Below are 18,513 nucleotides of genomic sequence, written 5' to 3' on the forward strand. Positions count from 1 at the left end.
GTCTCCTACGGGTTTCGCGCGACCTTGACCATGCTCGGCCTTATGACCTTGTCGCCCATGACATAGCCTTTCTGGAACTCCTCGATGACGGTGTTGTCCGGGTGGTCATCGGTGTCTTCGCGCATGACCGCTTCGTGGATGCTAGGGTCGAACTCCTGACCAACGGCCTCGATCGGCTCGACGCCCTCCTTCTGCACCAGGTCCTGGAGTTGGCGCAGGATGAGGATCACCCCGCCGTGAAGGGCATCGAAGTCACCGGCTTCCTCAGCGGCTTTGATCGCGCGGTCGAAGTTATCCATTATCGGCAGGAGTCGGATGACAAAGTCCTCCGTGCCGAACTTGCGCGCCTGATGAAGCTCCTCCTTGGACCGGCGGCGGAAGTTGGCGTATTCGGCAAGCGTGCGCAGCAGCCTCTCGTGCTCCTCTTCGGCCCGCTTTTCGGCGTCGTCGCACCGCTGCCTCAGCGCCTGGACGTCTTCCTCGTCGGCAAGATCGTCTGAGGGAATGTCCTCGATCAGTTCGTCGCGCGGTTCTTCGTCATCGTGTATGTGGATCTTTCGCTTGTCTGCCATCCGGAAACCTCACTGCTCACTCGTCTGCGTTTCATCATTGCGGCACTTGATGATCGTGCTGATTCGAAGTATCGCCTCGGCGACCTCGACGGCGGCCCTGAGCGCATAGAGCTTGACTCTCGCCGGGTCCACGATGCCGTACTCGACCATGTCGGCAGTCTCGCCGGTATCGCAATCAGTCGCCAGACTGACCTTGCCCTCAGCCGCCTGAGCCGCGATCACGTCCTCAACCTTCTCGAGCGGGTTGAAACCGGCGTTGGCCACGATCTGGCCCAACGGACGCTTGAGAGCTTCCGCGACACAGTCCACGCCGTACGCCGCCATACCTCTCACGGCGTCACGCATCGCCGAGACCTCGCGCGAAGCCGCGATCTCGATCGCCCCACCTCCGGGCACCACGCCGCCGACGATCACCGCCTGCGCGGCCGACGCGGCGTCCTCGGCGATGCGCTCTCGTTCGTCCTTGACTTCTCTCGTGGCGGCGCCGACAAGCATCGTGGCGGCAGGCCTGCCTGATCCGCCGACTACGCGTATGTGCTCCAGCCGCTCATCTTCGTATACCCGATCGCACTTGCCCAGAAACTTCTCCAGTTCATCGGCAGACTTCTTGAGGCCGGCGCGCTTGATCGTCCTTGCGCCGGTATGCTCGACGATCCGAGCGATGTCCTTCGAGGAGACGCGCCGAATGACCAGCACCCCGGCATCAGTGAGGATATCCTCGGCCGCATCCGCAACCGCCTTGTGAGCGACGACCAGCCGTATGCCCATCTCGACCAGCCTGGCTACATCCTCGCGGAACTCGTTCTGAAGCTGAACGTATCGCGCGAAGCCCGACTCCGTGCCTAGCGCATCGTCCTCTATCTGCTCGGGCTCGAGCGCATCATCCACGACCAGCACGCGGGCATTCTCGACCGAGCGAGGCATCTGGCGGTTCATTCGCTCCTTCTCGACAATCAGCCCGGCGAACACCTCGTTCCGCGCACCCTCGCGCGCCACGACGCAGTCCGCGAGCCGAAACGCCGGATCCCTGAGCTTCTCCTCGCCGACCAGACGGGCAGCTTCCACGACCAGATCGGCTATATCGCCGCTCTGCCGTCCCGAAACATAGGCCGCCTGACGGAGCAGCGGATCGTCTAGTCCGGAGACCGGCTCTGCGGCCGATTCGATCACCTCGATCGCCTTCCCAGTGCCGACGCGGACGCCCTCAATGACCTTGGTGACGGGAACTCCCCGCGCGACCCTGCCGACGCCTTCGGCAAGGAGCGCTCCGGCGAGCACGGCGGCCGTCGTCGTGCCGTCGCCGACCTCGGCGTCCTGCGCCTTGGCGGTCCGGATCAGCATTCGGGCGGCGGGATGGGTCGTCTCGATCTTATCCAGGATCGTACTGCCGTCGTTAGTAACAGTGACGTCCCCGAACTTGTCTACGAGCATGCAGTCGAGACCCTTCGGCCCGAGCGTGCCCTCAACGGAGGATGCCACCGCGCGGACGGCGCCCGCGTTCGAGAGAAGCGCCGCCATCCGCTCGTCAACGTCGGAGGGCTTCCCGACCTGCTTGGCATTTGAACTCATTGTCGCGCACTCCATAACAACCGCAAAGGCCGAGGGTTCTCACTCTCGACCTGAAAGACGGATGGAAGGGTATAGCGGCCATACGCGCACTCCTGATCCTACCCGCCGCATCGTCCCTTCTGATTACCGGCTGCTAACCCACGCTCAGATGCATCAACATCTCGCCGAGATTCGCGGCCATGAATCTCACGGCGGCGACCGCACGCCGGTAGTCCATGCGCGTCGGGCCGATCACCCCGATGCTCCCGACCACCCTGTCTCCGACCGAGTACCGGGCGGTTACGAAACTGCACTCCCGCATCTCGGCGACCTGGTTCTCGCTGCCGATGATCACCGTCACATCCGGCCCGAGAAGCGCCTTGCTGAGCACCTGGTAGAGCGCCTTCCGCTGTTCGAGGGCAGTGAGCAGAGCGGATATCCGCTCGCCTTGATGGAACTCCGGCTGCCGCAGGATGTTTCCCGTGCCATCCATATACACCTCGTCCTCGCTGCCGGAAGCGACGGCCTGCTGGACGGTCTGTGCTACCTTGGCATAAACATCTTTCAGCCCCGCAATCTCCCTCGGAAGCGGTGCGGTCCGACCAGGACCTGACGCGCGCAGCCGTTCATTGGCGATGTTCGTGATCGCCAGTACGTCGGTCGGTGAGAGAGCGCCGTCGTATTCCACGAAGCGGTGATCCACGTGGCCGGTATTGAGGACGGTTACCACGAGAAGCCGTCCCGGACCGAGTATCGAAACCATGACGTGCTGAGCGCAGACCTCATCTGTCTTCGGCGGTGTCGCAAGGGACGTGCACATCGTGAGCGAGGAGAGTATTCGGCAGGTTTGCTGGATAAGCTCCTCGACCTCGGTATCGCACTGCTCGAAGCCGCCTCGGGCGCGGAGCGTTTCCCTCGATCCGAGCCTCAGCATCGGCATCAGGCGGTCAACGTAGTATCTGTAGCCGAGATCCGAGGGCACACGGCCCGCCGATGTGTGAGGCTGGCGAAGGTATCCGAGTTCGGACATCGCAGCCATTTCGTTGCGGATGGTGGCGGGCCTGACGCCCAGATTGTACTTCTGCGCGAGAGACTCCGAGCCGACCGGTTCTGCCGTGGCGACGTAGTCGTGAACCACGGCTCCGAGGATCTTGCGTTTCCGTTCGCCCAGTTCCATAGGTCGCGCCTCGCGGCCGAACGATCCGGGGTTTCGAGCAGGCAGGCCCAAGGATGGATCCGTTCGGCACCGCATCTGAAGTATAACACCGGGCAGGTGCACTGTCAACGTGTCGGGCGGTGTGTCAGGCGTGGAGGGCAGGCCAGGGTGGAATCGGATTTGTGCATACGGTTTTGCAGAATAATGCCGATAATACGAGATAGCGGGATGCCGCAAATGTACCAGGAATGACGGGACGACCCCCAGGCGCGGAGGGATATGCGCGGGCGCTCGTCGGCATCGCGTTTCACAAGGAGTGTGCGCGCAATGAGGATTGACACCACCCGATTCGGGGCCATGGATGTCGCCGAGGAGTCAATCGTGCAGATGCCCGAAGGCATGCCGGGCTTCGCGGAGGCGAAGCGATTCGTTCTGCTGCAGGACGGACAGACCGCAGCGTTCAGTTGGCTGCAAGCGGTGGACGACCCAGACCTGGCGTTCATCGTCATCAATACGAGGCAGTTCTTCCCGGACTACAGGTTCGTATTCCCTGAGGAACAGACCGCCTCGCTCGGCCTGAACAGCCCAAGCGAGGCGGCAATTCTGACAACCGTGACCATCGGAAAGGATGGCGCGATCACTACTGACATGCTGGGGCCGATAGTGATGAACCCCCGCACTCTGCTGGCAAGGCAGATCGTGCTGGAGGACAGCCGCTACAGCTCGAAGCATTCGATTCGCGAGCTGCCTGGCACGGATGCAGCACGGCCTGAATGGGCCAGGGCAGCCTGATTGGGGGAAGCGCAATGCTGATTCTATCGCGCAAGATAGGTCAACGCATCGTGATCGGAGACGATGTGGAGATCACGGTCGTTGACGTGCGTGGAGAACAGGTTCGCCTGGGCATAACCGCGCCGCGAAGCATCGCCGTTCACAGGAAGGAACTGCTGGAGCAGGTAGCCGCCGAGAATGTCGAGGCAGCCGCGTCCACGCCTGAGAGCAGCGATGCTCTGGAACAGGTTTCACCCGGCCGAGCAGCCAAATAGCAGACCGATCCACACCGCAGGAGCGTCTGACCCGACACGGAAGTTGGCGATCCATCGCCCCGTCCGACCACTCAGAGCCTCTGAAGGGCCCTTTCGGCCGTCCATTTCATCTCGACATCTCCCCTGGATGCCAGTTGCCGGATGAGATCGCGCGCCGAGCTGTCTCGCGCCTGCCCGAGAGCATAGACCGCCCACACGGACCCCTCGCCCCGCGAACCGGCCAACGCCATGAGGCTGGAAGACGCCGTGGGCCCGATCTTCGCGAGCGCATTCGCCGCCCTGTATTTCGCGGTGTCGGACTGCCCGGAACTCCGAAGCACTGCGACAAGCGGAGAAACTGCAACGGACTGCAGATTCGCGAGCGACTGGACCGCAGAGTCCGCCACGCGTCCGTCGGAATCGGCCAGAAGGCCCATGAGCGCGCCGATCTGGGGGTTCGAGCGCTGTTGGCCGAGCCCTCGCGCCCCTGAGAGCCTGACAACCGGATCGGGAGAGGCAGCTAGCCGGAGGAGCGCCGAGGCGGCCGACGCCGACTCGATCTTCTCCATTACCGCGGCGCCGGCGTGCCGCACATCCGCTGAACCGCCCCCTATCGCCGTCATTACCGGCCCGACCGCGGGATCGCCGATCCTCTGGAGACCCGTGATGACCGACGTGCGAACCTTCAGGTCGAGGTCACCGAGCGCACCGACGAGCGCGGACATTGCCTTTCCGCCGCCTATGACGCTGAGAGCGCGCGCCGCACGAGCGCGCACCTCGCCGTCATCGTCGGTGCGACCGAGAACATCCACTAGAAGATCTGTTGACCTCGGATCCGTGATGGTGCAGAGAGAACTGATCGCGATCCTGCGCACTGCCGCGACATCGCGAGCGGCCTCGAGGAGTGCGGGCGTCGCCTTCTTGCTGCCGATTTTACCGAGCGCGTCGGCGGCAGCCATGCGGAGATCCTGGTCGCTCTCGGAAAGGAGCTCGACCACGGCCGGCACGCTCGGCTCGCCGATCCTAACGAGCACCCCTATGGCTTGTCCACGGAGAGTGCTGTCCTTCGCGGCAGCCTGCACGTCCGGGATCACACTCGGGCCGATGCCAACAAGCGCATTCGCCGCGCCGGTGTTGACGTTTGTATCAGAATCCTTAAGGGCCGGAACGAGAAGATCAATGTGCGGGCCCCCGATCTCGATGAGGTGCGCGGTGACGCTCTCCTTCACCTTGGCATCGGCATCCTTCAACAGGACGAGAAGCTGTTTGACGGCCATCTCGCCGCCTATCGCCTTCACTGCTCCGGCAGCCGCAATCCGCTCCTCAGGCTTCATCTGCTGCACCTTGTCATACAGCCTGTCGCGTTTCATCAGCTTGCCCGCCGCCGCGATCCGCTGCTCCGGCGAACCCACGCGCAACTGCTGTGCAAGACGACCGACCTGAACCTGTCGGGCGATGCCCATGCCGATCGCGTAGAGAATTGCAAGACCGATGATTCCCCGAACGAGATACTTGCTCTTCAAGTGTTCTACACTCCTGATCTGAGTATTGGTCCCGAACTGCGATTAGAGACCCCTGACCTAACGTGCAACCGCCCAGGACGCGGCGACTGACGCGAACGCCAGTATCACCGCCCAGCAGCGCCACTTCGATATCGTCATGAACTGCAGGCCGATCAGCAGGCACAGCGGCACCACCAGCAACGACATCAGCATCGCCTGCTCCGTGTCCACCGATCCGCCCGGGCTCAGGGCGGCGTCAAGCCATCCCTTCACGGCGCCAAACATCGCGCCGAATCCGACTGCCGCCATCAGGCCCGGGAGCAGTTTCTCCGGGACGCCCAAATCCGCCACGATGCTGATGATGAACAGCATGACCGCCAGCAGACCCGTCGCCACCAAGGCCGGAGCGCTGACCGGCTTGCCAGCGAGCGCCTCGGCGACCACGGGCATCGCACTGCCCGCGAGTAGCGGCAGATACCACCACCCAACCTCATGGAACTGACGCCTGGGCGGGAGCACCTCGACCGCGGCCGGAACGCTGAACCGCCGGCCCTCGACCTCGAGAACCAGTTCCTCCTCGTAGATGGCCGGGCGGTAGACGCCGTCGGTCTGCGCAGTAACCGTTACCGTCTGCTTCCGTCGGCTGAACGACTGCGGCGAAACCGTCAGCCATCCGGGCTGTGAGGCCACGCGCCCCCTTGTCTTCCCCCGCCCGGGTATTCTGAGCGTCAAACTGCGGTCGCGCCACTCCCCTTGCCGCATCCTGCCGAAATCGAGATACTCAGGCGAGAACGAGACATCCGGACCTTTCTCGTCCGGAGTTCCCTCGGAGAGCACACGAGGATCCGAATCGGAAGTGGCAGCCGGAGTGCTGACAGGCGCCGCAACTCCGACGCGAGCCGCGACTGCCCTGAGATCGTCCGCCATCTCACCCGCCGACTGGTAACGGTCATGCTTGTCTTTCGCCAAAGACCTCAAGATAACCTGCTCGATACCGGCGGGAAGCGCCGGGGCAATGTCGGCCAGCGGCGCGGGCGTGTCTTCGTCCACCGCCCGCTTCCAGGAGAACGGATCCTTCGACTTAGACGCCTGAAACGGCCGCCTGCCGGTGAGCATCTCGTACAGCGTCACACCTGCGGACCAGATGTCCGACCGGTGATCCGAGCGCTCCTCCTCCTCGAAGTCCTCCGGCGCCATGTAGGCGTATGTACCCGCGCCGCCTGCATACGAGCCGCTACCCAGGATCTCCGCGAGGCCGAAATCCACGATCTTGGCCTGACCCTCTTTCGAGATGAGGATGTTTCCCGGCTTCACATCACGGTGGACGATGTGGTTCCGGTGGGCGAAGTGGAGGGCGTCGCAGAGCTGGATGCCGATGTTCAGCGCCTGGTCGAGAGGCAATCTACCCCGTCCGCGCATAAACTCCTGCAGGTTCGGCCCCTTGACGTACTCCATGTCAATGACAACATGCCCGTCTATACGGTCAACGCCGTTGACCCGCACGATGTTGGGATGGCGCAGGCGGTCGAGGACGCGCGCTTCCTCAAGGAATCGCCCCTCGTCGCCCGCCATCAGGTTGATCTCCTTGAGCGCAACCTGCCTGCGGAGCATGGTGTCCCATGCAAGATACACGATCCCCGAGGCGCCGTGCCCCAATACGTCGAGCTTCTCGTATTTTCCGATAGTGCCTAGAGCCATTGTGGGGCCTATGAGACCGGCTTGGGATGAATGACCTTCAGCCGACCGCCGTCAATCAGATATATGCCGCCGTCGTCACCCACGACCAAGGCTTCGGGTCCGATGAGCTGGCCTTCTCCGATGGCAGTCAGGAACATACCGTCTGACGAATACTTCATGATGCGCTTTTTCGCCGGATCGGAGACGTAGAGGTTGCCCTGGCGATCAAGCGCTCGCGGCGCGGAGAGCAGCTTCACCCTTGTCTCGAACTCGACATCCGCACTGAAGCCACCGACGACGCGGCCGGTGGTGTCCAGTTTCAGCAAACGGCTCTTCACGTCCATGACGTAGAGATAACCGCCCTGCAAGGCGAGTACGCTACCCTGGACGGGGGTATAGGCCAACGAAGAGGGTATGCCATACTCCACAGAGCGCAGGTCCGGACCGGCCGCCACTACGGGGGCGGGCTTCTCCCTCGGAGAGATGAGCTTCAGGAGCGGGATGCTCTCGGCATGGAGGCCGAGCAGGAGTCCGATAGCGATTCCGAGGACCGCCGTCACAATCAGCACCCCGGGCCGACGTCCCGATGCCCGGGCCGGCGCCCGGCGCCTACGCGCATCTTCCGGCTGATATGCGGCGACGGCGACAGTCACATTATCAGATCCACCGCTTCTGAGTGCGGCTCTGACGAGCCTGTCACAGGCTTCCTCGGGATCGACCGAGGAACCGACTATATCGGCGATCTCGGACTCGCGCAGGGGGCCGGTCAGGCCGTCCGAGCAGAGCATGACGACGTCGCCAACCTTCAGTTCGATGCTGTTGACCTCCGGGGCAATGCTCTGTTCGAGGCCGACCGCCCTGGTGATCACGTTCCGGAAGCGACTCCCACGCGCCTGCTCCTCGGTCATCTCGCCGGACCGGACCTTCTCTGCGACGATCGAATGATCCTCAGTGAGGCGGAGCGGCCTGCCGTTCCTCAAGAGGTAGGCCCGGCTGTCTCCGACGTGCGCGACATCGAGTCGGTCGTCTCTGATGGCGGCGGCCACACAGGTGGCGCCCATACCCTGCAGTTCCGGACGAGCCGTCGCGGCCTGAATGACGGCGGCGTTTGCGGCCTGGATGCCCTTCGAAAGCAGGCCGCCCAAGTCGTCGGCTGTTTCGACCCTGGCGGCGGACGCAAATGCGCGCGCCACCGCCTCCACCGCGATCCCGCTGGCGGTCGCTCCGGATGCCCTACCGCCCATGCCGTCGGCGACGACGAGAAGGGCATCCGCCCCACCGTTCAAGTCATCGTGAGTCATGACGACGCATGAATCCTCGTTCGCAGGACGGGGGCCCTTGTCGGTCTTCCAGGCTGTCGAGATACTGGTCAATAGTCCACCTTCGCACACCCACTCGCACTCCGAACTTCGGCGACAAGAGTGATAACGAGTATGAGTATGCGTTCAGTCGGCGCTCCTCTTCAGGAGACCGATCAGATAGAGCATAAACAGCGCCAGGGCGGCCAGAAACACGTACTTCAGCCCCACCAGCAGCCATCCGAGTATGTCAGTCGCGTTCAAAGCGCAGCACCGCCTCGCCGAGTTTGACCTGGTCGCCGGGGTTCAGCCTGACCGCCGAGCCGCCCATGACCTCGACTTCGTTCACCAGGGTGCCAGTCCGGCTGCCCAGATCCTCGATATAGTATTCCTTCCCATCGCCGGAGAAGACCTTTGCGTGAGCGGCGGATAACGAGGGGTCACTCAGCCTGATGTCGCTCGTCAGTCCGCAGCCGATGACCATCTCGGACGCGAGCAGATACTCGTCTCCCGCTGGTGTCATCAGCCGCGGTCGAGTGTTTGCCACCGCAGAAGAGACACGACGCTTGATAGCCGACCGAGCCGACTCGCGGAAGACCAACTCCGTCGCCCCCAGCTTGATGAGATCTCCGTCGCGGAGCAGTCCGCCCGCGACCTGTTCGCCGTTCACCCATACGCCGTTGGTGCTGTCCGTGTCCTCGATCGTGAAGCCTTCCGCGCCCAGGGTTATCCGCGCGTGACGCTTCGACACCATGCCATCCTTCTCGATGACCAGATCGTTTCCCGCTCGTTTCGAGCGACCGATAGTGAAGTTCGGCCTTGCTAGGGCGACCTGCTCGGACGAGCCGTCCACATGGTTGATCTCGAGGACCGGCGGCGCCACGGTACCCGGCTCGTACATATCGGTCGCGGCGACAGTGAACTCCTCATCGTCTGCCAGCGGCACGACATGACGCGGCTGCTCCTCCCACCGGATCGGCACGGGTTCGGCCTCGACGACCGGCCGACTGGTGTCCCACCGGCACTTGACGCGAAGCTTGTCCGCACCTTCTTCCCGCACGATCTCCTCGACGGTGAAATCGAGCTGGCCGCGGAGGTAGTACTTGTTCTGCGACATATACTTGCGGAGGGCCGTCTCAAGTTCTTCCTTGTCGAGGAAAGCGAGCAGATACTCCCGCTCCTCGTCGGAATCGAAGGCGATCTCGAGCACGTACTTGTTCGGCACGTAGACCTTGTTATCGAGGCCCTCCTTGCGATTGTCCTCCATCGCGCCGATGATCCGGCGGAGGATGTCCTTAGGCCGCAGGTCGCTCGCGGCATCGCCGAAGAGATTCTCGTACCACCCGGCGAAGGTCTTATTCAGTTTCTCGAAGATATCCATTGCACTACTCCTCGGGGTCAGGCATGCCGGACACGTCGGGCCGGTCAGAGGCAGAGATCAGAGGGCCGCCTTGACGATCTCTCTACACACCGGGCCGGCTGCATCCCTGCCCCAGCCGCCGTTCTCCACGACGACCGCAAAGGCGATGCGCGGATCATCAACGGGCGCGAAGCCGACGAACCAAGAGTGCGGCATCCTGTCGGCATGATCGTTCTCCGCGCTGCCGGTCTTGCCCCCAACCGACACACTCAATCCGGTGAACATCCCCCTTCCCGTCCCGGAGGAAGTCACGTCCGCCATCATGCGGCGAAGCGCTCGGGCCGTCTCCGGGGTGATCGGGCGACCCATCTCGACCGGCTCGGACTGCTCTACGATCTCGCCGTCAAGCCGAATGTCACTGACGAACCTCGGCCGCATCATGACGCCGTCGTTCGCAATCGCCGCAGCCACACGCGCCATCTCTATCGGCGTCACAAGGATCTCTCCCTGCCCGTACGCGCTGTCGGGCAGATCCTGACCGAGCCGCTTCGGCGAGGGAATGCTCGAAAGCCTGAACTTCTCGGCCGCCATCTCGTGAAGACGGTTCTCGCCCAGCCCGATCCCCAGATGCGCGAAATATACATTGCAGGAGACCCTGACCGCCTTTGACAGGTCAGTAGGACCGTGTGGACGCATCTCCTCGAGATCGGTGATCCACCGCCTCGAGTACGACTGCCCACCTGACTGCCACCGGACGTTCTGCTCTCGATGACGGCAGTTATACGTCGGCTCAACCCCATTTTCGAGGGCTGCCGCCGCAGTCACCAGCTTGAAAGTCGAGCCGGGAGGATAAAGGCCGTTCAGCGCGCGGTTGATCAGGACGTGCTCGCCACCTCCATCTTCATTATACGACTTCCAGCGTCTCGGTGTCAGGCCGTTCGGGTCGAATCCGGGAATGGATACGGCTGCCAGCACCTCGCCCGTATAGACATCGAGAACCACAGCCGCGCCCTTCGTCTTCGGCCGACCGGTCCGGCGGTCTCGGACCGCGTGCGCGTACTTCCTGAGCGCCTTCTCGACAGCCTCCTGCAACTCCGCGTCAATGGTCAGCCGAACGTCCTTGCCCCTCAGATGCGGCTGAAAAGGCGTTCGCCGCAGGCGGTAGACCGGCAGAAGCGCGGAGTAATCGTCGAAACCTCTCAGGTCGGCGTTTCGCCATTTCTCCATGCCCACCGGGCCGCCGCACATCGGATCAAGATAGCCGACAAGGTGCACCGCGCCGCTGCCGGACGGATAGCGACGCTTCCGGTCGCGAGTGACGGCCAGCGGCTTGCCGTTTCTGTCGTAGATCGTTCCCCTGGGGATCGCCGCCTCGATAGAGCGAAGGCGCGGATTGACGTGCGCGCGTCGGATGCCGTCGGCATCCGGGGTGACGATGCGTCTACCGGCTGTCCGATCGGCGGCGATGCCCTGCACCCACACCAACCGCCCGATGCCCGCGACCCCGATCAGCAGGACAAGGAATCCGAGCGCAAGGCCCTTGAAGGCGCGGGCCGTCTCGACCCTGACATCCGCCACCCGCCCGGCCTCCGACGACGCCGAGAGAAGCATCCCAAGAATCAGGAAGGATGCAACGAGCGACGACTTGCCGTAGCTGGCGAAGGGCAGCGTTACACCGGTGAGCGGAGTCAGGCCGAGGACTCCGAAGACGATCACAACGGTCTGTATGCTGAACAAGGATATCAGGCCCGCGCCCAGGAACCGTTCGAAATCCGTCCGCGCGCGGAGGGCCGCCCTCAGGCCGCGGACGATGATCAGCGAGTAGAGCGCGAGCACGACCGTCAGCCCGACGAGCCCGATTTCCTCGCCAAGGGAGGCGAAGATCAGGTCGGAGCCTCCGCGCGGTATGAAGCGGGCGCTCCCGAGTCCGAGGCCACTTCCCCAGATGCCGCCCGTCGCCAGACCCCAGAGCCCCTGACCGAGGTGCATGCCGTTCTGATGGGCGTTCGCCCATGGGTTAAGCCACATGTCCACCCGGATATCGAAGACGCCGAGCTTGAGGAGATGCGCGACCCAACCGGTAGCCCCTACAATGAGGAGTCCGACCGCCACGAAGGACGGCTTGCCCGTTGCCACGTACAGCATCGAGACGAAGATGCCGAACAGAATCAGCATCGGGCCGAGGTCACGGACGAGCACGAAGGTAAGCAGTGAGACCAGATACATCACGAGCAGGGGGCCGATGTCGCGAAAGAGCGGCACGTCAAGACGGCGGCGCGGGCCGGTTCTGTCAAGCAGAACATGCCAGCGGTCGGACAGATAGCTCGCCACGAAGAATACCAACGCGATCTTGATGATCTCCATCGGCTGGAAGCCGAGGAAACCGATCCTGGCACCCGCCGGGCCGTAACCGAAGAGCAGCATCAGCACGGTCAGGGCAATCGCCGCGAGTGCGAAGATGTATGTGTAACGCCACGGGCGCCAGACGCGGTACTTCACGGTGAGAGGCAGGATAAAGGCAAGCGCTCCGAGGAGAACGCCCCTCACCTGCCGGGCAAATACGTCGGTATCGCGGAGGGGATCCTTGATCGAGAAGAGCACGATCGCGGAGAGCCCGCAGATGACCATGACAGACGGAAGCATAAAGGGATCGGCGGCGGGCGCGCGCTTTCGAAGGAGGAAGTGCAGGAAGAAGAAGGCGGCGATCAAGAGCGCGGCGTGAATCCAGTAGGTCCTCGTCACCTGACCGGGATCCCGAACCCGGACGGCCGAATCGGCAAACGAGACATCGAGCCGCCCGAGCGACGCCGTATTCGGAAAGCGCCCGTGCCGGTCGCGATAGGCCACAATGCGGTCGGCAGTCTCGCGGTCTATAGCGGGGGCCGCCACCAGCTTCTCGGCCGGCGCCGAGTTGATGTTCACCGTGCCTGCGGCGTTCAGTTCCGGCATCCGCCCTATGAAAGCGAGGGCGAATCCAAGCAGAAGCACGGCGGCGGCAAACAGCAGCAAGACGCCTTCAGTGGTTCGACGGTTGCGATTCATCTGGATACTCATACGCACACCGGCTCAAGATGGTTGCAGGCAGGCACACCACAGACTTCGATGGGAGTGTCATCAGTCCTGCTCTGGGAAAACCGCGACCGCGTTTTGTTGCCTAGTCTAATGGCGCCAGCATAGTCAGCGCAGGCTATGTGGGCGCAAGTATGTTCACATATACACTAAGCTAGTATATTTGTTGTTTAGAATTGTCGAAGAGCGGAAATAAACCTTGTGGTTTGTCCCTTGATGGGCAGACGACACTACCCGAGGGAGTGAGAGGAGAATGAAACACAAGCTCTTTGCAGTGCCCGCGCTCGTGGTCGCACTCTCGCTGTTGGCGGGAGCATCATGGGCCGTTCCGCCCCCGATCACGATCAGCGTCCTGGGCAATCACTGGAACCCGAAGCCCGGCAGCACGACTCTATGCGCGCAGGTGAGTCCACCCATACCCGGTATCGCGCTGGAGTTCACGGGTGAGAGTCAGTTCGGCATCATCCTGGGTGCAAGATTCACTCGGACGAATGCACGAGGGATGGCGAGCATCAACACGGTCTGGCCGCAGGGGATCTACGGCGTGAGGGCGCGGATCGCGAAGCCGGGATTCTCGGTTAACAGCGAGACCGCGGTCAACGGCGTCATCGAGTCACCGATGGTCGCGATCGCAGTCTTCAATCCGAAGGACTTCTGCGGCGCGCAGGGCGGCGGAGCGCTGCATCTGCGCTCCTATGGAGTTCCCCCGAATGTGAGGCAGACCCTGGCTCAGCGCGAGGCGACCTACGCGTTCATCTACAAGAGCAACGAACCGTGGAACTTCGGCGTCGGCTACCTGGACAACGACAATCCCTGCGGCAGGATTACGTTCAAGGGGACCCAGTGGTTCGACGCCAAGTGCGACGAGGTGACGAGCCCTGAGGAGTTCTCTTCAATCGAGGTCATGGGCATGGGTTGGGCCGAAATGGGCGCATGGCAGGGACCCGTTCGATACAAGTTCAGCGCGGATGACTATCCTGGGGACAACTCGTTCCGACTCCAGTTGTGGAGCATAAGCGGCGCACTGCTCTACCAGTCGGCGCCGGACGAACAATCACCCGAGCAGAAAGTCTACGAGGGCAAGAACGTGCTCGCGCCCTGCGACGATGACGGCTGGCCCGGCACGGACGACGGCTGCAGATAGGAAGCGATCCGCCGCATAAGCGGCATGCGATCGACGGACACCAAAGGCAGGGGCGGAGTGCACACTCCGCCCCTGCCTATTTCGCAACCACCGCCGATTGTCGCCGGCGGAGACCAAACCCGGCCGCCCTGTACGGCGACTACTTCCAGAACAACACACGCGCGGCTTCGCGCTCGCGGTCAGGAGGCGGACCGTCGGGAATACCGACTATGATCGGTGCAATCGCAGAGTATTCGGCTGGAACGCCCAGCGAAACCTTGACCTCCTGAGAGTCGAGCAGCTCAGTCGCGAACCCGATCCAGCACGTGCCAAGCCCCGCGTCCGCGGCGGCGAGCATGAGATTCTCCGCCGCGAGCGTGCAGTCCGTCCGCGCGATGGGGCTCTCCGTCAAGCCGTAGACCACTACCAGCGCGGGCGCATTGTAGAACACGCTGTAGTCCGGGTTGGCAAACAGATCCCGATACCTTTCGAGCCAAGGCCACTCCTTCATCTTGCCAAGAAGCAGTTTCTTGACGCTGTCCGAGTAGCTCTTGAGCAGCGTCCGATCCGTGACGACGCCGAACGCCCACGGCTGCTGGTTCATGCCGCTGGGAGCCAGGACCGCCGCCTCGAGCAACCGCTCGATCGTCTCGCGGGAGACCGGATCGGTCTTGTACGCACGGAACGACCTCCGGGCGCGGATTGCATCCATCAGTTCCATCTGATCACATCACCTCTCTACCTGCTTCTCCCTGACCAGAAGGACCGGGATGCGCACTCTATGGACAACCTGCTCTGCGACACTGCCGAGCAGGAGGGCGCCTAGTTTCCCCCGACCGATCCCGATGCTGCCCATGATCACAATCCCGCAGCACGATTCGTCAATCTGCTGCACGACGGCATCGGAGGGGGAGCCGTGCACGAGTTTGGTCTCCGTCTTCACTCCGGCTTCGGCGAGAGGCTTCTCGGCATCGGCGAGGACGGCCCCGGCTTCCTCGGCAAGCACCCGCAGGGCCTCCTCCCTCACGTCCTTCGGGAAGGCATAGCCAGGCATCGGCGGCTGCTCGATGGCATGCAGAAGCACCACATCCCAGCCCTGCTTCGGGGCCAACTCAGCGGCCAGCCGGACCGCCTCCATCGAGACTTCCGACCCATCCACGGGGACCAGAGCTTTGTCTATCGGCATCGGCATGATCTCCTTGACACGGCGTTTCCATTCACCAGTATACCACCTGCTTACACACTGGTAAACCATCACGGCAGGGTCCTGGACTCTGCACGCTCCGGATGAATCTTGACACACGAAGGAGCCTCTGCTATCATCAGGCCCAGGCACGCAGGCGCGCACTCTCTCATGCGCGTTCCATCGAACATTTCCATCTCAAATCACTCCTTCTGACCGGCACGCGGCGCGACGTCTAACAGGAGGCACCAATGGCTTCAATGGGCATGGACAGGCTCATCACCCTTGGCGGCAATGCGGAACAAATCTTCAAACACGCCGGCGTCACGGCTTCAGGACTCTCATCGGAGGAAGCACGCGAGCGGCTGGAACGCATGGGCGGCAACGTCATTCCCGAGGACGAGAAGATCTCGGTCTGGGAACTGGTGCTCGACCAGTTGAAGAGTCCCTTGATCTATGTGCTGCTGATCGCCGCGCTGGTCACCCTGGCGCTGCGGGACTACAAGGACACGGCGGTGATTCTCGCCGTCGTCATCCTCAACGGCGTGATAGGTTTCATCCAGGAGTACAAGGCGAACGTGGCGATTCAGGCTCTCCAGCAGTTGACGAGTTCCACCAGCCGCGTCCGGCGCGACGGGAAGGTTCAGAGGATTGACAGCAGGGAGCTAGTTCCCGGAGACATCGTCCTGCTGCAATCCGGCGACAAGGTGGATGCAGACTGCCGCCTGGTGAGCGCACGTGAACTGCGGACCGACGAGTCCATGCTGACCGGCGAATCGCTACCCGTCGAGAAGTCGGCAGCCGGTCTTGCCGATACCGATGCCACCATGGCCGACTGGGTGAACATCGGCTTCGCCGGCACCCTAGTTCTCGAGGGAAGCGGCGAAGCGGTCGTGGTCGCGACCGGCAGCGACATGGAACTCGGCAAGATAGCCGAACAGGTCAAGGGCGAGCATCGGATCAGCACTCCGCTTCAGGAGAACATCAAGAAGCTGAGCCACTACATTGCGCTCATCACTCTCGGCCTCTGCGCTGTCGTCATGGCGCTGGGGCTTGCGCGGGGCATGAAGCTTCTGGATTTGTTCCTGGTGGCGATCGCTCTGGCGGTTTCGGCGATCCCGGAAGGACTCCCAGTAGTGGTGACTATCACGCTCGCGATCGGCGTAAGACGGATGGCGAAGCACAGCGTCATCATCCGCAAGCTCGCGGCGGTCGAGACACTAGGCTCGACGGAGGTCATCGGATCGGACAAGACAGGCACGCTTACGCAGAACCGGATGACGGCGAACAGCCTGTACTTCGGCCCGTGGAAGCTCGAGCGAGCCGAGGGAGTCGCTCTGGATCAGGCCCCTCTGGAGGGCGGTGACGGTTCTACGGTGGCTGATTCTGCATCCGCGAGCCAGGCGCGGGAGAGAATGGCGCGGATTGGGGCCCTGTGCAATGCATCTCACCTTACGATCAGCAACGGCGAGGTCGTAGAGCGCGAAGGCAGCCCGACCGAACTCGCCATCCTGGAGATGGCGGTCGCGCTGAGCCCCGGGATGTACGAGCAGGCCGTCAACCGCTCTCCTGTGGACGAAGTGCCTTTCAATTCCGAGCGGAAGTTCATGGCCTCGGTCCACCAAACAAGCGACGGCGGACTCGAAATGCTCGCCAAAGGCAGCCCCGAGGCCATCATCTCGCGCTCCGCAAACCACTGGACCGCCGACGGCGAAGCGCCACTGGACAAGGAACACTGGCTCAGGACCGCGGATGAGATGGCTGCCAGGGGCCAGCGAGTGCTTGCGCTCGCCCGCAGGGACTGGGACTCGCGGGGGGACGGGTTCGATGCGGAATCGGTGCAGGGGCTGACGTTGATGGGGCTCGTCGGGCTGATTGACCCTGCGAGACCGGACGCGGCATCCGCTGTCGAAGGCTGTCGCGAATCCGGGATCCGCGTGATCATGATCACCGGGGACCACGCGGTGACGGCGCGCGCGATCGCCATTGACCTCGGCATCATCAAGCACGAGGGAGACCTCCCGCCGATTGAGGCGGACCCGAGAGTCATCACAGGCCGCGAGCTCGATAGTATGTCCGACGAGACGCTCATAGAGCGGCTGGAAGAAGTCCGGGTATTTGCCCGCGTGACGCCGCAGGACAAGCACCGGTTGGTCAGACTCGTTAGAGAGCAGGGGAAGGTCATCGCGGTCACGGGCGACGGCGTGAACGACGCTCCCGCGCTGAAGACCGCCCATCTCGGTGTGGCGATGGGGAAATCCGGCACAGAGGTCGCCAAACAGGCATCCGACATGGTGCTGCTGAACGACAGCTTCGCCGCGATCTACGAAGCGGTAAAAGAAGGGCGATACGTATTCGAGAACATCAAGAAGGTCAGCTTTTTCCTGGTGAGCAGCGGCGTCGGCGAGGTACTGGCGATACTGACCGCACTGGCGATGGCGTGGCCCCTGCCGTATACCGCAGTCCAGATACTCTGGATCAACCTGGCGACCAACGGTCTTCAGGACGTGGCACTGGCGTTCGAGCCCGGCGAGGAACGACTGGCATGCAGGAAGCCTCGCGGCCTGCGAGAAGGCATCTTCGACCGGACGGTGATACAGCACACGATCGGGATCATGTTCCTGTTCGCGATCGGCACTCTCGCGCTGTTCAAGTGGGCGGGAGGCGGCGACAATCTGAAGGAGGCCCGGACAGTCGCGATGACGACCATGGTAATGTTCCAGATGTGGCACGTCTTCAACTGCCGCAGCATGGACACCTCCGTGTTCAGGATACCGCTCTTCAGCAACAGGTACCTGATCGTGTCGGTGCTGGGGGCGCTCGCGGCCCAAATCACGGTGCTCTACTGGGGACCCGCACAGTCGGTGTTTGGAACCACGGCGCTCAACTTCGAGCATTGGACGGTGATACTGGCTGTTACGGCACCTGTGATCCTGCTAATGGAAGCGTCGAAGTGGCTGGCGCGCCGTCGGTCCGGGCCTTGCTCGGCGTGACGATGCC

General features: G+C 62.9%; 14 protein-coding genes. 4 read left to right on the top strand and 10 right to left on the bottom strand.

The features are described from left to right. Positions 1 to 5 precede the first annotated feature (5 nt). The 3 genes from grpE to hrcA all read right to left on the bottom strand — a co-directional run bounded on the left by grpE (position 6) and on the right by hrcA (position 3,297). Positions 6 to 572 (bottom strand): nucleotide exchange factor GrpE, encoded by a 567-nt coding sequence (grpE, locus tag KBC96_03595; GenBank protein ID MBP6963471.1) that lies wholly within the window; start codon positions 570 to 572, stop codon positions 6 to 8. Between the two features lie 9 nt (positions 573 to 581). Continuing rightward, positions 582 to 2,141: a TCP-1/cpn60 chaperonin family protein gene (locus KBC96_03600; protein ID MBP6963472.1), complete on the bottom strand. Its 1,560-nt coding sequence runs from the start codon at positions 2,139 to 2,141 to the stop codon at positions 582 to 584. Between the two features lie 133 nt (positions 2,142 to 2,274). Further along, positions 2,275 to 3,297, bottom strand: a complete 1,023-nt coding sequence (gene hrcA, locus KBC96_03605; protein ID MBP6963473.1) for a heat-inducible transcription repressor HrcA — start codon at positions 3,295 to 3,297, stop codon at positions 2,275 to 2,277. A gap of 306 nt (positions 3,298 to 3,603) precedes the next feature. Between hrcA and KBC96_03610 the strand changes: the two genes are divergently transcribed. Both KBC96_03610 and csrA read left to right on the top strand, forming a co-directional pair. Further along, positions 3,604 to 4,068, top strand: a complete 465-nt coding sequence (locus KBC96_03610; protein MBP6963474.1) for a flagellar assembly protein FliW — start codon at positions 3,604 to 3,606, stop codon at positions 4,066 to 4,068. A 14-nt stretch (positions 4,069 to 4,082) separates the two neighbouring features. Continuing rightward, positions 4,083 to 4,322 (top strand): carbon storage regulator CsrA, encoded by a 240-nt coding sequence (gene csrA, locus KBC96_03615; protein MBP6963475.1) that lies wholly within the window; start codon positions 4,083 to 4,085, stop codon positions 4,320 to 4,322. 71 nt (positions 4,323 to 4,393) lie between these two features. On the opposite strand, the gene KBC96_03620 is transcribed toward csrA, so the two are convergent. The 5 genes from KBC96_03620 to KBC96_03640 all read right to left on the bottom strand — a co-directional run bounded on the left by KBC96_03620 (position 4,394) and on the right by KBC96_03640 (position 13,180). Beyond that, a complete protein-coding gene (locus KBC96_03620) occupies positions 4,394 to 5,824 on the bottom strand; it encodes a HEAT repeat domain-containing protein (GenBank protein MBP6963476.1) in 1,431 nt (476 codons plus the stop codon). A 57-nt stretch (positions 5,825 to 5,881) separates the two neighbouring features. Beyond that, positions 5,882 to 7,501, bottom strand: a complete 1,620-nt coding sequence (locus KBC96_03625; protein MBP6963477.1) for a serine/threonine protein kinase — start codon at positions 7,499 to 7,501, stop codon at positions 5,882 to 5,884. An 8-nt stretch (positions 7,502 to 7,509) separates the two neighbouring features. Next, positions 7,510 to 8,853, bottom strand: a complete 1,344-nt coding sequence (locus tag KBC96_03630; GenBank protein MBP6963478.1) for a Stp1/IreP family PP2C-type Ser/Thr phosphatase — start codon at positions 8,851 to 8,853, stop codon at positions 7,510 to 7,512. 175 nt (positions 8,854 to 9,028) lie between these two features. After that, complete coding sequence (locus KBC96_03635; protein MBP6963479.1) at positions 9,029 to 10,159, bottom strand: DUF3662 domain-containing protein; 1,131 nt, start codon at positions 10,157 to 10,159, stop codon at positions 9,029 to 9,031. A 57-nt stretch (positions 10,160 to 10,216) separates the two neighbouring features. Further along, positions 10,217 to 13,180, bottom strand: coding sequence for an FtsW/RodA/SpoVE family cell cycle protein (locus KBC96_03640; GenBank protein ID MBP6963480.1), 2,964 nt, complete (start codon positions 13,178 to 13,180; stop codon positions 10,217 to 10,219). A gap of 280 nt (positions 13,181 to 13,460) precedes the next feature. Here KBC96_03640 and KBC96_03645 point away from each other — a divergent pair, with 280 nt between their 5' ends. Further along, a complete protein-coding gene (locus tag KBC96_03645; GenBank protein ID MBP6963481.1) occupies positions 13,461 to 14,351 on the top strand; it encodes a hypothetical protein in 891 nt (296 codons plus the stop codon). A 139-nt stretch (positions 14,352 to 14,490) separates the two neighbouring features. Here the strand turns inward: KBC96_03645 and KBC96_03650 are convergent, their stop codons facing one another. Beyond that, positions 14,491 to 15,051, bottom strand: a complete 561-nt coding sequence (locus KBC96_03650) for a nitroreductase family protein (GenBank protein MBP6963482.1) — start codon at positions 15,049 to 15,051, stop codon at positions 14,491 to 14,493. A gap of 9 nt (positions 15,052 to 15,060) precedes the next feature. Beyond that, positions 15,061 to 15,516 carry a universal stress protein gene (locus KBC96_03655; GenBank protein MBP6963483.1) on the bottom strand — a complete coding sequence of 152 codons (456 nt, stop codon included), beginning with the start codon at positions 15,514 to 15,516 and terminating at the stop codon, positions 15,061 to 15,063. A 248-nt stretch (positions 15,517 to 15,764) separates the two neighbouring features. Here KBC96_03655 and KBC96_03660 point away from each other — a divergent pair, with 248 nt between their 5' ends. After that, a complete protein-coding gene (locus KBC96_03660) occupies positions 15,765 to 18,506 on the top strand; it encodes an HAD-IC family P-type ATPase (GenBank protein ID MBP6963484.1) in 2,742 nt (913 codons plus the stop codon). Positions 18,507 to 18,513 lie beyond the last annotated feature (7 nt).

The organism is Armatimonadota bacterium (assembly GCA_017993055.1).
Lineage (GTDB): Bacteria > Armatimonadota > UBA5829 > DTJY01 > DTJY01 > JAGONM01.

Excerpts from the sequence above, each read along its gene's own strand:
- grpE (MBP6963471.1), bottom strand. The coding sequence starts at position 572 with ATGGCAGACAAGCGAAAGATCCACATACACGATGACGAAGAACCGCGC.
- KBC96_03600 (MBP6963472.1), bottom strand. The coding sequence starts at position 2,141 with ATGAGTTCAAATGCCAAGCAGGTCGGGAAGCCCTCCGACGTTGACGAG.
- hrcA (MBP6963473.1), bottom strand. The coding sequence starts at position 3,297 with ATGGAACTGGGCGAACGGAAACGCAAGATCCTCGGAGCCGTGGTTCAC.
- KBC96_03610 (MBP6963474.1), top strand. The coding sequence starts at position 3,604 with ATGAGGATTGACACCACCCGATTCGGGGCCATGGATGTCGCCGAGGAG.
- csrA (MBP6963475.1), top strand. The coding sequence starts at position 4,083 with ATGCTGATTCTATCGCGCAAGATAGGTCAACGCATCGTGATCGGAGAC.
- KBC96_03625 (MBP6963477.1), bottom strand. The coding sequence starts at position 7,501 with ATGGCTCTAGGCACTATCGGAAAATACGAGAAGCTCGACGTATTGGGG.
- KBC96_03635 (MBP6963479.1), bottom strand. The coding sequence starts at position 10,159 with ATGGATATCTTCGAGAAACTGAATAAGACCTTCGCCGGGTGGTACGAG.
- KBC96_03640 (MBP6963480.1), bottom strand. The coding sequence starts at position 13,180 with ATGAATCGCAACCGTCGAACCACTGAAGGCGTCTTGCTGCTGTTTGCC.
- KBC96_03645 (MBP6963481.1), top strand. The coding sequence starts at position 13,461 with ATGAAACACAAGCTCTTTGCAGTGCCCGCGCTCGTGGTCGCACTCTCG.
- KBC96_03650 (MBP6963482.1), bottom strand. The coding sequence starts at position 15,051 with ATGGAACTGATGGATGCAATCCGCGCCCGGAGGTCGTTCCGTGCGTAC.
- KBC96_03655 (MBP6963483.1), bottom strand. The coding sequence starts at position 15,516 with ATGCCGATAGACAAAGCTCTGGTCCCCGTGGATGGGTCGGAAGTCTCG.
- KBC96_03660 (MBP6963484.1), top strand. The coding sequence starts at position 15,765 with ATGGCTTCAATGGGCATGGACAGGCTCATCACCCTTGGCGGCAATGCG.